Raw genomic sequence first — 15744 nt, forward strand, 5'->3', positions numbered from 1 at the left:
AAAGCAATTGGGGAATGGCGGTGATTTCATTTGATTGGCCACCGACTTTAACCTGGCCTAACACCAGATTGTTGTGCTGAGCCAAGCGCTGACCGTGTGGATGGCGGCTTTTTTTGAGGCCTGGTCAATGCTACGTCTTAAACACTTGCCATCTATTGCAATCACTTCACCTTCGGTGAGGGTGGCCAGGTCAGGAACCCAGCGGGAAAAACCAACGCTGAACCGCCCGGTATCAATGGCGGCGTAAACTTCCCCGAAGGTATCGTGCGAAGGGATGCCATGTTCCAAGCCCGGCAATTCGGTGAACCACGCCTCTTCTGCCAAGCCAAATTGTTAAATGGCAACCCACATCTGCACCACAAATCGTAGCGCAGATACTGATAAAGAAAATATCTTGTAGCTGATGTTTCTTTTGTCTGTTTACCCGGGATCATGAATGCTCGAAAAGTGATGGATAATGGAAGGTGTTGGCTTTGCTATCATTTGAAATCAATATAATAGCGTTATTACCTTATCTAAATTCTATTTTCAAGCACTTTTAAGTGCGATCGCCCTGTAATGGAAGAGGCTGGAAATTGACAATTCCGTATGAGTAGCATAATATTTCTGATTAATTTGTGTTTAAAAAGAAAACACTCCATATAAAAAGCGAGACAAGTCCAGTGAAAACCTTTTCAGCTAAACCACATGAAGTCCAACATGATTGGTTTGTTATAGATGCGACCGATAAAGTTTTGGGAAGATTAGCCACAGCAATAGCACATCGTTTGCGAGGCAAACATAAAGCTATTTATACTCCTCATATTGATACAGGAGATTATATCGTTGTTGTTAATGTTGATAAGATCCGTGTAACGGGTAATAAGGCAGAAGATAAGAAATATTATCGTCATAGTGGCTATCCTGGAGGAATATACGAAACTAATTTCAAGAAGATGCATGCACGTTTTCCTGGAAGACCTTTAGAAAAAGCAGTAAAAGGCATGTTACCCAAGGGGCCTTTAGGTTACGCCATGTTCAAAAAACTCAAAGTATATGCAGGAGATACTCATCCTCATACCGCACAGCAACCAAAGCTATTGGAAATCAGGGCTTAATTTATGGCAATTAATTATAATTACGGGACTGGCCGCAGAAAAAGCGCTGTAGCTAGAGTCTTTATTAAACCAGGAAGTGGCTTATTTACCATCAATAATAAACCAGTTGATGAATATTTTTCACGTGAAACCGGACGCATGATTGTTCGTCAGCCGCTTGAGTTAACTGGCAACATGACGAATCTGGATATAATGGTTAATCTCTGCGGTGGTGGGGAATCCGGGCAAGCAGGTGCAGTGCGTCACGGAATAACCAGAGCTCTAATTGATTATGATGCTTCTCTTAAACCGGTTTTAAGCAAGGCAGGCTTTGTGACACGTGATGCACGTGAGGTTGAACGGAAGAAAGTTGGCTTACGTAAGGCGCGTCGACGCAAACAATTCTCTAAACGTTGATTTATTAAATTTTCCAAAAAAGCCGCCCTATATTGGCGGCTTTTTTTGTTTTACTGGAATTAAAATATATTAAAATATACGTTCTAGTACACAGGAACTCTATGATAAAAGTCGGTATAGTAGGTGGAACAGGCTACACAGGAGTGGAGTTGTTACGCATTCTTGCACAACATCCGGAAGTTCAACTAAAAGTAATCACTTCACGGCAGGAAGCTGGCATGTCTGTGGATGAATTATTTCCCAGTTTACGCAAGCAAGTAACTCTTAAGTTTACTGATCCCGGCAAAGCGGAGCTGAATAAATGTGATATCGTTTTTTTTGCAACGCCCAATGGAGTTGCTATGCAACAGGCAAAAACCTTGTACGATGCCGGCATTCTCGTAGTTGATTTATCTGCAGATTTTCGTATCAAAGATGTGGCAGAATGGGAAAAGTGGTATGGAATGTCTCATGCTTGCCCTGAATTAGTTGCAGAAGCAGTGTATGGTTTGCCTGAAATAAATCGTGAGCAAATAAAAAATGCGCGACTAATCGCTAATCCTGGTTGTTATCCTACCGCTGTGCAATTAGGTTTCTTGCCTTTAATTGAAGCTGGAGTAGTAGATATGAATCATCTGATTGCTGATACTAAATCAGGTGTATCCGGTGCAGGACGTAAAGCAGAAGTCCATACCTTATTTTCAGAAGCGGCTGATAATTTCAAGTCTTATGCAGTACCAGGGCATCGTCACCTACCTGAAATAAAGCAGGGTTTATCCAATATAGCTAAAAAACAGGTTGATCTTACCTTTGTGCCTCATCTTACACCCATGATTCGTGGCATTCATGCAACACTCTATGCAAGACTGACCAAAAAGGTTGATTTGCAGACTTTATATATGGATCGTTACGCTAACGAACCATTTGTTGATATATTACCAGCAGGCAATCATCCAGAAACACGTTCCGTCCGAGGATCTAATTATTGCCGAATTGCAGTACACCGCCCCCAGGATGGCGACATTGCGGTAATACTTTCGGTAACAGATAATCTCGTGAAAGGTGCAGCAGGGCAAGCAGTACAAAATATGAATATCATATTTGGATTCTCAGAAACATTAGGAATTGAGCACGTACCCTTATTGCCTTAACCCTATTTTGAGCTTAACTTATCTATAAAATAAGAAACTGTTCCAAAAGAAATACTTCTAAATCAAGTAAACCTCACTCATAAGTTAATTTTCTACATACCAAATAACAATACGCCTTATTCAAGATTTTTATTTAATCATAGATAAAATAGGTAGAATGATATGAGCACAATAAACACCCATGTAAATACTGAAAAGCAGTTACCTTTAATGTTTACTGCGAATGCAGCAGACAAAGTTAAGCATCTCATAGAAGAAGAAGGAAACCATAATTTAAAACTCAGGGTTTTTATAAGCGGAGGGGGATGCTCAGGCTTTCAATATGGCTTTACTTTCGATGAAACCATCAATGAAGACGATTTTGTCATGGAAAAAGAAGGGGTAAAACTCTTAGTGGATTCAATGAGCTTTCAATATTTAATTGGTGCCGAAATTGATTACCAGGAAAATCCTCAGGGCGCACAGTTCATTATTAGAAATCCCTCTGCAGCAAGCACATGTGGTTGTGGCTCTTCTTTCTCTGTTTAATTGTTTAGCTATCGAAGCTTAGGCAGTATAAATTGTCCCGAGAATTCGATAGCCCTGTGCACCGGTAACAGCGGGAAGATTACCGGGTAATTTATTTATCGTTTGTTTGGCTAACCAGGCAAACGCGAACGCCTCCATCCAATCTGCATCGACCCCTAATACATCGGTCAGATTAACTTCTTTCCCCGATAAAGCTGTCTTTAGCTCATCTACCAGCTTGCCATTGCGGGCTCCTCCCCCACATACATAAATTTCTTCAGCCTCCGGGAAATGAAGCCATATAGATTGAGCAATGGCTTCAACAGAAAGCTTCAGCAAGGTTGCCTGCACATCTTGGGGCGACTCTTTCCCATGCAAATAGTTTTTCAACCAATCACTATTAAATAGTTCTCTACCCGTACTTTTCGGGGGTGGTAGAGAGAAAAAAGAAAATGCCAGCAATGCTTCCAGTAATTCTGGAATAATACATCCTGTTTCGGCCCAGGATCCATTGTGATCATACAGGCTTCCTGTATGCTGTAAACACCAGGCATCCAACAGGATATTCCCTGGACCGCAATCAAAACCAATAACTTCCCTCTTAGGTGAAAGACTGGTAATGTTTGCAATACCACCAATATTAACTATGATACGATGTTTTTCTGTATGGCCAAATATGACTTGATGAAAAGCCGGCACTAAGGGAGCACCTTGACCCCCTGCTGCGATATCACGACTTCTGAAATCTGCAACTACCGTAATGCCAGTCAACTCAGCCAGGAGTGCAGCATTACCTAATTGGATACTATAAGCTCTTTCCGATTGAGGACAATGTCTCACAGTCTGACCATGACAGCCAATAGCTGTAATACTTTGCGAACTAACCCCACTTTTGCTTAGAAGCCCTTCTACTGCGTCAGCATATAATTTAGATAGTGTATTACTCAGTAATGCAGCACGATGTAGCTCATCATAGCCAGCTTGATTTAACGCCAACAGTTGTTCCCGTAAATATTGATCGTATACCAAGAAATAAGTCTCGATCAAAGAAGGAGTCGAAGAATTAAAGTCGACTAATGCCGCATCTACTCCATCGAGGCTTGTACCAGACATTATCCCGATATAAAGAGATTCTCTCAAAAGATCCACCTACTAGACTGTAGAAAATTCGTAAAACTCAAGGATCAATTGGCGGAAGCGAGATTGGCATTACGAAGCAAATCTAAGCGAGCAACCAGCTCTTTGGTATCTCGATGAAACGCAGCTTTATTTCTTTTGCTGATAGGGTACGCAGCAGGCATTACCACCTTTGATGGATCGCGCTGAACTCCATTGATACGGAGCTCATAATGTAGATGGGGTCCTGTTGCCATTCCAGTTGAACCAACATATCCAATCACTTCACCTTGCTTAACATATTTTATTTTTTGTATCCCTTTTTTGAAAGCGGATAAATGTCCATAAGCAGTGCTGTATTCTCCCCGATGCTTCAATACAATCAGGTTACCATATCCATTCTTCCGCCCAGTGTATTCTATTGTTCCATCTGCTGTCGCCATCACAGGAGTCCCTGTTGGCGCAGCATAGTCGATGCCCTTATGAGCTCGCCATTGCTTCAATATCGGATGGAAACGCGCATTTGTAAATCCTGAACTGATCCGAGAAAACTCTAATGGCGCTCGCAAAAACGGTTTGCGTAAACTCTCGCCGGAAGGGGTATAGTAATCACCTTCATCATCAGAAGCCTGGAAATAGACGGCCCGGTAAGACTTACCCTTGTTGATAAACTCAACCGCTAAAACACGTCCATATTGAGTATTCTCGCCATTATCATGGGAAGTCTCATAAACGACCGTGAAACGATCACCTTTTTGCAAGTCACGATAAAAATCAATATCTGATGCAAAAATATTAGCAATCTGAATGGCGATACTTGTCGGCAATCCAGCAGCATCCGTAGCTGCAAACAAAGAACTTTCTATTACGCCGGACCCAACACTGACACGTGTGTTTACTCCAGCAGACTGCTCGCTCAATTCATAAGTGTCATCAACCTTCTCGATCAGGAATTGCTCACCATTGCCGTAAAAATATCGTAGCGCTAACAATTCCCCATCTGCTGTAGTTTCAGCATGAATAACTTCTCCAGGCTTGAGTTGCCGCATCGCTTTACTGCCTTTGGCAACACGTAAGAAATTAGCTTTATCCTGTTGGTTAATTTCCAAGCGCGCAAGAATCGCAGCCATCGTATCCCCACGACGAATGTTCTCCTGACGCCAAAATGCACTATTCGCATCATCAGAAATGGCCATTTCAGGAAGCGGAAGAGTACGAACAATTTTACGTTCTGGAATATCTTGTAAAGAAGTATTGGGTGCGATGCCAAATGCAGTGACTATGCCAAATAGGGGCAGACTGGATAAGATTGTTAGCCAACGTAATCTTTTATGTATAAATACCGATGGCTTTTGCGCTAAAATCCTTATTTTATCGCGTGGTGACGTATATAGCATCTTATGTTACATCTCCTATTTGTTGTGAGCCGGCCGGTTAGTCTAGCACAAAAATGTGCCATCCCTAGCCTGGCATTCCATAGTAAACAAACTTAAAATAAGCAGATTTTTAAAACTCTAAAATAACCCATTGTATTTATTGTGTTTAACTCAATCTCCGAACAACTAAAAATAATCAAACGCGGATGTCATGAGCTGCTGATAGAAGAAGAATTAATTCAGAAACTCAAAGCAGGCGCACCTTTGAGAATTAAAGCTGGATTTGATCCTACTGCACCTGATTTGCACTTGGGCCATACAGTATTACTGAATAAGTTACGCCAATTACAGGATATGGGTCATCATATTTTGTTTTTAATTGGTGATTTTACAGGAATGATCGGTGACCCTACCGGCAAAAATTCAACACGCCCTCCGTTAACACGCGAAGAAGTCGCGCAGAACGCCAAATCCTATACCACTCAGGTATTTAAAATCCTTAGATCCGATCAAACCGAAGTGGTGTTTAACTCTACCTGGATGGATAAACTTAACGCCGTCGATCTCATTAAACTTTCTGCAACTTACACGGTTGCCCGAATGTTGGAAAGAGATGACTTCAGCAAACGCTATCGTACTAATCAACCTATCGCTCTCCACGAGTTTCTCTACCCGCTTATTCAAGGCTATGACTCAGTTGCCCTCAAAGCCGATATCGAATTAGGCGGAACTGACCAAAAATTCAATTTATTGATGGGACGTGAATTACAGAAACATTTTGGACAGCCACCCCAATGCATTCTCACTATGCCATTATTAGAAGGGTTGGATGGCATCAATAAAATGTCCAAATCCTTGAACAACTATGTTGGCATCACGGAAAGCGCTAATGATATCTTCGGAAAGCTCATGTCAGTTTCCGATAATTTAATGTGGCGCTATATTGAGTTATTGTCATTTGAATCATTAGATACTATCCATCATTGGAAGCAAGAGGTAAAACAAGGTCGAAATCCACGAGAAATTAAAGTTCTGCTTGCTCAGGAGATCGTAGCCCGCTTTTATAGCAAGACGGATGCTGAGAAAGCGCTGATCGATTTCGAAACTCGCTTCAAGAAAGGGGCGATACCCGATGATATTCCTGAAAAATTACTTCAGATTAATGAAGCAAATATTCCTATTGCCCAGTTATTAAAGCAATCGGGGTTGACGTCGAGTAGCAGCGAAGCATTACGCATGATTGAGCAAGGAGGAGTAAAGCTGAACGGAAATAAAATTATTGATAAGTCAATCCATCTAGCAGTGGGCGAAACAGTCGTGGTCCAAGTAGGCAAGCGTAAATTCGCTAAAGTCACCATCGTTCCAACTAAATACTAGCATTTGTTATGCCTAAAACCAATCTTCTCCTCAACACTGGAAGGAAACAGAACTCTATTTTTTCGTGATAACGGGTAACCATTTTTTTCGCATCGCTAATGAAAAGACTCGACATATTTGATAATTCATGTATACTCCTTTGGCTGCAAAATTAGTAGCCATCTTTTTAGATTCCATCGTTTCTGACCTTCTTCCGATTTTCCCACTACATAGTCTGGAAATTGCGTAATACCACTGGTTAGCTGCGATGTTTTATATCTGCGCCAGCGGTATTTGTTGCCTACGAGTTTCTGGTCTCAATCCCTGCTCGCGTATTTTTTATTTATACACATCAGGAAAAAAACGTGTCCTTTGAAGATTTGAATTTACATCCCTCTATTATTAAAGCGATTAATGAGTTAGGTTACACCTCTCCTACACCTATCCAACAACAAGCTATTCCAGAATTAATTCAAGGTCATGATGTCATGGCATCGGCTCAAACAGGCACTGGCAAAACAGCTGCATTCATGTTACCTGCACTGCATCGCCTGGCTACCCCTACAAAAGCACAAGGTCGTGGGCCGCGCATCCTCGTATTGACGCCCACTCGTGAGTTAGCGTTGCAAGTTTCTGATGCAGCAAGCAAGTATGGCAAATATCTGTCTCGCATCAAAGTCGTTAGTATTTTGGGTGGCATGTCCTATTTTTTACAAAATAAATTATTATCTCAAACGGTAGATATTTTGGTCGCAACACCCGGTCGCCTAATCGATCATATTCAACGAGGACGTATTGATTTCTCACGGCTGGAAATGCTGGTATTAGACGAAGCGGATCGTATGCTTGACATGGGATTCGTTCATGATGTTGAAAGTATTGCTTCCACAACACCAGCAAGTCGCCAAACTTTATTATTCTCCGCTACACTAGACTCAACGATAGACAAAATTGCAGCACGATTGCTGAAATCCCCTAAACGCATACAAGTTGCCTCACAACGCGCAAAACTTGAAAATATCGAGCAACGCCTTCATTATGTGGATGATCTCTTGCACAAAAATAAACTGCTCGATCATTTATTGCGTGATCAATCGCTCAAGCAAGCTATCGTTTTTACCGCAACCAAGCGGGATGCAGACGATTTAGCTGACGATCTTGCAGCACAAGGGCATGAGGTTGGGGCACTTCATGGTGATATGAGTCAGCGTGAGCGTACACGTACGTTGACTAAATTGCGTAACGGAAGACTTCGTATATTGGTGGCAACGGACGTAGCGGCAAGAGGAATTGATATCGCCGATATTACTCACGTTATCAACTTTGATTTGCCGAAATTTGCTGAAGACTATGTACATCGTATTGGGCGAACAGGCCGCGCTGGTGCTTCAGGCATTGCTGTTTCCTTTGCTTCCGGAAAAGATAGCATCAGCCTGAAAAGAATTGAACGCTTCACGGGTCAGCGCATTACCCCTTCTGTCATTCCAGGTATGGAACCAAAATTCAAACCACGAATTCGGCAAAATGAAGGGAAAACCCAGAAAGTTCCTCATGTTGTTCATAAGCGTAATCGTTCTTGGGCATCCAATGAAAGAAATTCTTTTAACCACGCCGATTCAAATAAGAGCCATTCTCATAGATTCGAGCGGACCCCTAGTAACGATAGCAAGAAGCGCTCCTTTAGACGCCCAAATCAATTCAACTCGGGCATTTATGCTGAATCAAGCAATTAATTCAACCTGTAAGAATAATTCTAAAAAATTACTTTTAGGATAATCTGTAAAAAGAGAAGGCGAATAAATAACTACGGCAGACCACTGCCGTAGTATACCCCTTATTCACTACGACCCATCTTATGAGAGTGGGATATTTTTTATTTCTAATTGTATTTCCTTATTTGATCTCCTTGATTAAATCTTTCTAATAATCTACGCTTTTTTAGCATACGCAGCATCCAGTAAGCGGCAAAGCCTGCCAGAAGATGTTTAAGCGTATGGCCACTAATCATCTGACCGAAATGATAGATCTCCTCATCCAGTATTTCAGCCAGCTTAGCCAGACCGTAAAGAAAAATAATCACGTAAATATCTCGTCCTCGTGTATAGCAGGATGGAAACCAAATTGCCAATAAAATAATCGATAGTATCGAGCAAATCTGCACGACAATATAAAAATTCAGATTCCCGGCGCCCTGCAGCTCACTCCAGTACCAGTAAGTCGCACTAGCTACCCCCATTATCAGCAATACCGGCAACCAGCGCAAACCTTGTTTGACGCCTATCCGCTCCGTCATGGTTGCAGCTAATAAACCCATGATGGCAATGGTTATAGGGAATCTATCCCAAAATAAAGTATGATTATCTGGTTGCCAATGATAATAAGCTGATCCCATACTCACTAAGATGATACTTAAAAATATGGTCACGTATGGCCAGCATTCTGAAAAGGCAGAAAACGTTTTTTGTACGAGCAACACCTGCATACGTCTCAGAAAGACTACGCCAGCGACCCCAACAAACAAAAAAGCCAGATTTGAAACAACGTTGAGAAAATTAGGAATACCCAGAAATGAGCGTTGGTCAATAAACTCATGATAGGAAAGAGGCTGAGGAATGGGTGGCAATATGGCAGCAACGAGTAATCCCATGATGAAAAGTAGTATCAGAATATAAAATCTGGTTTTCATGATCTTCAATTTTGATTGCAAGAGTCATCTTATTCCATTTTCAAATCAAACATAACGCGAAGGCGAGCCGCAGACAGTATCAATCATACGGCCAGGCAAAACCGGCAAAGTCAGTTTTGATTGATAAATGGAAGAAATACTTCCTTAACGCAATTGAATCACTGCTTCTTCAATCCGCTGCACCGCGATGATCTCAAGGCCAGGAATAGATTGTTTGGGCTGATTAGCTTTGGGAATAATTGCTTTAACAAAGCCCAATTTGGCTGCCTCTTTTAATCGCTCCTGACCACGCTGAACAGGACGCACTTCTCCTGCCAAGCCAATTTCACCAAATACGACTATTTTTTCCGGCAATGGTTTGTTTTTCAGAGAAGAAACTATCGCAAGGACAACCGCCAAATCTGCACCAGGCTCTGTGATTTTGGCTCCGCCCACCGCATTGATAAAAACATCCTGATCAAAGCAAGGGATACCTGCATGTCGATGCAATACAGCCAATAACATCGCCAGCCGATTTTGTTCTAATCCCACACTTAATCGCCTGGGGTTAGGCGCATGCGCAGCATCAACCAGCGCTTGGATCTCTACCAATAATGGACGCGACCCTTCTTGGGTTACCATCACACAGCTGCCGGACACTCGGCTATCATGATGGGAGAGAAATAAGGCTGAAGGGTTGCTCACTTCACGCAGACCCTTCTCGGTCATCGCAAAAACGCCTAATTCGTTGACGGCACCAAAGCGGTTTTTGAATGCCCGAATCAAACGAAAACTGGAATGGGTATCACCTTCAAAGTACAGTACGGTATCCACCATATGTTCAAGCACACGCGGTCCAGCAAGGGCACCTTCCTTGGTAACATGGCCAATTAAAAATATACAGACTCCTTGAGTCTTGGCTAACCGCGTCAACTGAGCAGCACATTCGCGCACCTGAGCAACTGACCCTGGCGCCGATTGTAGTGTATCCGAATAGATGGTCTGAATCGAATCAATTACAGCCACTTTGGGTTGATATTCCGCGAGGACTGCTTGAATGTTTTCCAATCGAATTTCGGTTAATAGTTTGACTGCTGACACCTCAAGCGTTAAACGTTTGGCACGTAGCGCCACTTGTTGTGCTGACTCCTCCCCACTGACATACAATACCTCGTGCCGGGCCGACATGGCTGAGAGCGCCTGCAATAACAGCGTGGATTTACCAATACCGGGATCGCCACCCAGCAGGATGACCCCGCCTCGCACCAAGCCTCCTCCCAATACCCGATCAAATTCGGTCATCTCTGTCGAGTAACGCGGAGATTCTTCTGTTACAACCTCATTTAAATTGCATACTTGGCTGACCTCAGTTGCAGCAATCAAGCGAAAGCTATTTTTATCGAAACTCGTCAATCTCGTTTTATCAGCAACGGCTTCTACTAGCGTGTTCCATTCTCGGCAATGCGGACACTGTCCCTGCCATTTCAAAGTTTGGCCACCACAGGCATTACAGAAATAGAGCGATTTAGATTTGGCCATCATTTACAGCCATTGCGTTATCATCCCGATCAAAAGGGTAAACGTGATCGATTACTCGTAAACTTCTGCTTCGTAAAAAGGTTTTCCTTGCGCATCTTTGGTTGATAACATAGGCTCGTTCTCAATAGGCCAATGGATATTTAATACCGGATCGTCCCATAAAATACAACGCTCATATTCAGGTGCCCAGTAATCAGTTGTTTGATAAAGAAATTCTGCAAATGCTGAAAGTACGATAAAACCATGAGCAAAACCTTCAGGGATCCAAAGCTGTTTCTTATTTTCCGCACTAAGAATTTCTCCCACCCACTGCCCAAATGTAGGAGAAGTTTTACGAAGATCCACTGCCACATCAAATACTTCACCCGCAATTACACGTACCAGCTTACCTTGAGGCTGCTTGATCTGATAATGTAAACCACGCAAAACATGTTTCATAGAACGGGAATGATTACTTTGGACAAATGTCACATTTCTACCGATCAAAGCGTGGAATTGGCGCTGATTATAACTTTCAAAGAAGAAACCACGTTCATCACCGAATACGCGTGGTTCAATGAGGTATAACTCAGGTATCACTAACTGCGTCGCTTTCATATTTAACCAAGCTTTTCTTCATTATTCATACCGTCAATATAGCCATGCTTGAGAATCTGCATCAAATATAGACCATAACCGTTTTTGCTCAATGGATGAGCCAGCTTTTCCAACTGGGCAGCATTAATCCACCCTTTTCGATAAGCAATTTCTTCTGGACAAGCTATTTTAAGTCCTTGCCTGTGCTCGATCGTAGCTACAAATTGGCTGGCATCCAGCAAAGAATCATAGGTACCTGTATCAAGCCAGGCATAGCCACGCCCCATAATTTCCACATTCAGCCTATTTTGAGCTAAATAAATCCGATTGAGATCAGTGATTTCCAGTTCATTACGTGCTGAAGGCTTAAGACTTTTGGAAAAATCAACGACTTGCTGATCATAAAAATACAAACCAGTTACAGCATAATTTGATTTTGGTTGCCTGGGTTTTTCTTCCAAATCGACTGCCAGCCCTTTTTGATCAAACTCAACCACACCATAACGTTCAGGATCATTGACATGATAGGCAAAAACACTCGCGCCTTCTTGACGCATCATGGCGTTCTCGAGCAGATAATGGAAATCATGCCCATAGAAAATATTGTCCCCCAGAATAAGTGCAGAATGATCATTACTGAGAAAGGATTCGCCAATGATAAAAGCCTGAGCCAATCCATCTGGTGAGGACTGAATAGCATAAGATAAATTCAGCCCCCAGTGTTCACCACTTCCCAGCAAATGTCTAAAAAGCGGCGTATCCTGTGGCGTAGAAATAATGAGAATATCTCGAATCCCCGCCAGCATCAGGGTACTTAAGGGATAATAGATCATTGGTTTATCAAAAACCGGCAATAGCTGTTTGGAAACAACCTGAGTAACGGGATATAGTCTTGTACCAGAACCACCCGCTAAAATAATACCTTTTCTTCGGCAAGCAACCGTTTGTGTCAGATTAATAGGATGCACTGGAATCATTTTTGTTATTTTATTGCATTAAATTTAATTGTTTCTAACAATTATTTGAACAAAAGCCTGATTAAAATAGATTGTATAAATTTGGCCATAACATTTCTTACACTTAATGACATGTCTAATTTTTTTATATTCCCCGCTATAACATGCATCCATTGTATCTTGATATTCAGATAAGCTGACTATGATCGAAATACAAATCCTCCGCCGCCTGATGATATGGGTTGTGCCCTACTGGACAATGCTCGCATTCGCTATCATCAGCCTGATTACCATTGCAGTCACTACCTCCCTATTACCTTTATTCATAAAACCGTTACTGGATAACATTCTGACCAGTCAGCACGGATTAGAAGAGTTTCAGTTTGCTCTTCTGGCGATACTAGGTTTATTAATTACGCGTAGTCTCGCAAGCTTCTCTTGTAGCTATGCAACTAGTTGGGTAAGTGGAAAAGTCGGAATAGATCTGCGAAGAACCTTGTTTGAGAAACTCCTAGCGCTACCCTTATCCTGCCCGAAGGAAACGAATTCAGACAAACTCAATATCAATCTCTTCTCAGAAATCGAGCATGCTACCGATAGTATCGCTCAGATCCTCATCATTTTCGTCAAAGAAATATTAACGATAACTGGCTTGCTGATAGTGATGATACTCTTAAACTGGGAATTCTCATTCATGGGATTTTTACTCGCAGTGGTGATTGGCTTAATCATGCAATTTGTCTCTCAAGCGAGCAACTCACAACAAAAAGCACCCCCCTTATTAATAACCTCTACTTTTTTAACATCGTGCAAGCATATCAAATCAATCAAGCTTGATGGTAGCCAGTCACAAGAAAGTCAACATTTTTGCAACTCCATTAATCATCAGCGCAACCTTGCCCTAAAACAAGTCGTCGCCAAAACATTAAGCAAAACCATTGCATTCATTATGATTTCTACCATATTGACAGTATTTTTTCTCCTGTTTAAACAACAGATCTCTCTGGGCATGATGACGGTCGGAGACGCAAGTGCTTTAATCACAGCAGTACTGATGCTCGTTCTTCCTGTAAGACGCGTACTGAATATACAGACATCGCCGCAAAATAAATTTCAAGTCATCCACAATGTCGATTCACTGCTTGCACAACACAATGAAACTGATTCAGGCAAAGTTGAGATAGCCAACGCGCGCGGTCAAATACGGTTTGAAGAAGTCAATGCTGGTAATTACTCACCAACATGCTCTCCTCTCTTCAACCTCACCTTGACGATACAGCCGGGTGAAATCATTGCGCTACCAGGCTCCAGCCAAGGCCAGGAAAGAACATTGATCGATCTCATTGCACGATTCATTCACCCAGTAAGTGGAAGAATATTGCTAGATGACGTCGATATTGCCACGATCAAGTTAACTGACTTGCGTGCAAAGATCGCCTGGATAACACCCGACACCAGGCTTCTAAACGATACCATCGCAGCCAATATCGCCTATGGTACAACACGCTGTGCGACAGAAGCGAGCATTATGAACGTTGCGCGCACTTGCCATGTAACAACATTTGCACGCGAAATGCCGCATGGCCTTCAAACCAGAATTGACAATCAAGATATTAAGTTCACGGAGAATCAGCACCAACGCATCTTGACTGCCCGGGCATTACTTAAAAACCCGGCAATTGTCATCATTGACGAGACGACCTCCGTTTTTGATACCGATTGCCGATTAGTAAACAATGCGCTTGATGCTTTAATCCAGAATCGCACTACCTTGATCGCCTCATCCCAGCCAAACATGCTTGGAAAAGCGCATCGGATTATCAAATTAACATAGCTAGTATATCGTTTCACAAAAATAGATACATTATGCGGCAAAATCGAAGTTGCGCCACCGATAGATGACTGGTGCAGCATTCATCTCTGCAATGCCTTTCATGATTCTGTCCTTTAGCTCATCCTTTGAAGCGACTCGGATAGGACGCAAAAAGGTTCTTGCCATTTTCGGGCATACCGACTCAATCAGATTTAGCCACGAGCCATGCTTAGGTGTGTGAACGTAACTGAAACGCCCTGGATGCTCAGCCAGGTAAGCCATGGTTTCTTTCGAGATGTGGGCAGAATGATGGTCGAGAATCAACCGAATGACCGATCCCTGGGGATAGTACGCATCCAGCTCTTTCAAGAAGCCAATGAATTCCCGACTGCGGTGACGATCGTGCACCTGCGCGATGATGTGCCCATTGTGCAAATCGATTCCGGCAATGATCGAGACCGTACCCTTTCGAACGTACTCATGGTCGCGAGCCACACATGATTGCTCGCCAGCAATGGGAGGCAAGTCCCGTGCAGTATTGGTCAGTGCTTGAACACCTGGTTTTTCATCTACGCTAACCGTGTATATCGGCCGTTGATCTGGCATCCCATTTTCAGCATCCTGCGCCATGGCAATTTCTCGATAGACCACCCATACCTCATGCATCTTCTGCTCAAATTCAGCATCGCGTTTTTCCAGATAATAGCGAATACGATGCGGCTTGATATCGTGAGCATTGAGGATACGCCATACCGTCGCCTTTGCAGCTCCTGCAGGCACGAGTGCCCAGCTGCTACAGCACCTGACCGCACAAACTGCGCCAAAGCAGAAAGTGTCCACAACTCTGCAGCCAATGCGTGATCTTTTGGTTTAGTACAGACCAAATTCACTACCCAGCCAGCCGCCTCCGGTGTAATATAGCCTAACCAGTTAAGAATGATTCAGAATGTATAGGATTTGAAGAGCATCTCAACGGTCTGGTTTTGTTGTCTACGCAGTGCTTTGGCCTGTGCCCATTTATGTTCGATGAGGTTTAGATCAGGAGAATAAGCGGGCAAATATTCAAGGGTGTGCCCAGCGTTTTGTATGGCCTCTTGCGTATCCTGCCTCTTATGGAAAGTAGCATTGTCCATCACAACGACGGCATGTGACGGCAATTCAGGCAACAGGTCCTGCATCGCCCATTCGTGAAACACATCCGCATTGATATTGAGTGC

The 15744-nt window shown here is 42.8% G+C and carries 15 protein-coding genes and 1 pseudogene; 7 read left to right on the forward strand and 9 right to left on the reverse strand.

The window, feature by feature from the left end:
- Positions 1 to 57 precede the first annotated feature (57 nt).
- The gene (locus BM283_RS20125; protein WP_254776391.1) at positions 58 to 324 is read right to left on the reverse strand and encodes an ISAs1 family transposase; all 267 of its coding nucleotides are present in this window, start codon (positions 322 to 324) and stop codon (positions 58 to 60) included.
- Positions 325 to 662: 338 nt separating this feature from the next.
- Here BM283_RS20125 and rplM point away from each other — a divergent pair, with 338 nt between their 5' ends.
- From rplM to erpA, 4 genes are all read left to right on the forward strand, one after another.
- The gene (gene rplM / locus BM283_RS14810) at positions 663 to 1097 is read left to right on the forward strand and encodes a 50S ribosomal protein L13 (protein ID WP_090694475.1); all 435 of its coding nucleotides are present in this window, start codon (positions 663 to 665) and stop codon (positions 1095 to 1097) included.
- A 3-nt stretch (positions 1098 to 1100) separates the two neighbouring features.
- The gene (gene rpsI / locus BM283_RS14815) at positions 1101 to 1493 is read left to right on the forward strand and encodes a 30S ribosomal protein S9 (protein WP_090694461.1); all 393 of its coding nucleotides are present in this window, start codon (positions 1101 to 1103) and stop codon (positions 1491 to 1493) included.
- A 101-nt stretch (positions 1494 to 1594) separates the two neighbouring features.
- Entirely contained in the window at positions 1595 to 2623 is a 1029-nt protein-coding gene (gene argC / locus BM283_RS14820; protein WP_090694463.1) for an N-acetyl-gamma-glutamyl-phosphate reductase, read from the forward strand.
- Positions 2624 to 2785: 162 nt separating this feature from the next.
- The gene (gene erpA, locus BM283_RS14825) at positions 2786 to 3151 is read left to right on the forward strand and encodes an iron-sulfur cluster insertion protein ErpA (protein WP_090694464.1); all 366 of its coding nucleotides are present in this window, start codon (positions 2786 to 2788) and stop codon (positions 3149 to 3151) included.
- 18 nt (positions 3152 to 3169) lie between these two features.
- Here erpA and BM283_RS14830 read toward each other — a convergent pair whose 3' ends face one another.
- Both BM283_RS14830 and BM283_RS14835 read right to left on the reverse strand, forming a co-directional pair.
- The gene (locus BM283_RS14830; protein ID WP_090694477.1) at positions 3170 to 4270 is read right to left on the reverse strand and encodes an anhydro-N-acetylmuramic acid kinase; all 1101 of its coding nucleotides are present in this window, start codon (positions 4268 to 4270) and stop codon (positions 3170 to 3172) included.
- A gap of 44 nt (positions 4271 to 4314) precedes the next feature.
- On the reverse strand, positions 4315 to 5643 hold the full coding sequence (locus BM283_RS14835; protein ID WP_090694466.1) for an OapA family protein: 1329 nt from the start codon (positions 5641 to 5643) through the stop codon (positions 4315 to 4317).
- Between the two features lie 141 nt (positions 5644 to 5784).
- Here BM283_RS14835 and tyrS point away from each other — a divergent pair, with 141 nt between their 5' ends.
- Positions 5785 to 6999, forward strand: a complete 1215-nt coding sequence (gene tyrS / locus BM283_RS14840; RefSeq protein ID WP_074668055.1) for a tyrosine--tRNA ligase — start codon at positions 5785 to 5787, stop codon at positions 6997 to 6999.
- A 344-nt stretch (positions 7000 to 7343) separates the two neighbouring features.
- Positions 7344 to 8711: a DEAD/DEAH box helicase gene (locus BM283_RS14845; protein WP_090694467.1), complete on the forward strand. Its 1368-nt coding sequence runs from the start codon at positions 7344 to 7346 to the stop codon at positions 8709 to 8711.
- 146 nt (positions 8712 to 8857) lie between these two features.
- Here BM283_RS14845 and BM283_RS14850 read toward each other — a convergent pair whose 3' ends face one another.
- The 4 genes from BM283_RS14850 to rfbA all read right to left on the reverse strand — a co-directional run bounded on the left by BM283_RS14850 (position 8858) and on the right by rfbA (position 12735).
- A complete protein-coding gene (locus BM283_RS14850) occupies positions 8858 to 9664 on the reverse strand; it encodes an alkaline phytoceramidase (RefSeq protein WP_175492168.1) in 807 nt (268 codons plus the stop codon).
- Positions 9665 to 9808: 144 nt separating this feature from the next.
- Positions 9809 to 11182 carry a DNA repair protein RadA gene (radA, locus tag BM283_RS14855; RefSeq protein WP_090694479.1) on the reverse strand — a complete coding sequence of 458 codons (1374 nt, stop codon included), beginning with the start codon at positions 11180 to 11182 and terminating at the stop codon, positions 9809 to 9811.
- Positions 11183 to 11233: 51 nt separating this feature from the next.
- Entirely contained in the window at positions 11234 to 11779 is a 546-nt protein-coding gene (gene rfbC / locus BM283_RS14860; RefSeq protein ID WP_090694469.1) for a dTDP-4-dehydrorhamnose 3,5-epimerase, read from the reverse strand.
- A 2-nt stretch (positions 11780 to 11781) separates the two neighbouring features.
- Positions 11782 to 12735, reverse strand: coding sequence for a glucose-1-phosphate thymidylyltransferase RfbA (gene rfbA / locus BM283_RS14865; RefSeq protein ID WP_090694470.1), 954 nt, complete (start codon positions 12733 to 12735; stop codon positions 11782 to 11784).
- Positions 12736 to 12916: 181 nt separating this feature from the next.
- On the opposite strand from rfbA, the gene BM283_RS14870 reads away from it, so the two are divergent.
- Positions 12917 to 14548, forward strand: a complete 1632-nt coding sequence (locus tag BM283_RS14870) for an ABC transporter transmembrane domain-containing protein (protein WP_090694472.1) — start codon at positions 12917 to 12919, stop codon at positions 14546 to 14548.
- A gap of 30 nt (positions 14549 to 14578) precedes the next feature.
- Here BM283_RS14870 and BM283_RS14875 read toward each other — a convergent pair.
- Together BM283_RS14875 and BM283_RS14880 are read right to left on the reverse strand one after the other, a co-directional pair.
- Positions 14579 to 15444, reverse strand: a pseudogene (locus BM283_RS14875) (IS630 family transposase); the annotation flags it as partial.
- Between the two features lie 24 nt (positions 15445 to 15468).
- The coding region (locus BM283_RS14880) for a transposase (protein WP_175492167.1) at positions 15469 to 15744 on the reverse strand (276 nt) is incomplete at its 5' end.

The sequence above is a fragment of the Nitrosomonas sp. Nm34 genome, from assembly GCF_900113925.1.
Taxonomy (GTDB): domain Bacteria; phylum Pseudomonadota; class Gammaproteobacteria; order Burkholderiales; family Nitrosomonadaceae; genus Nitrosomonas.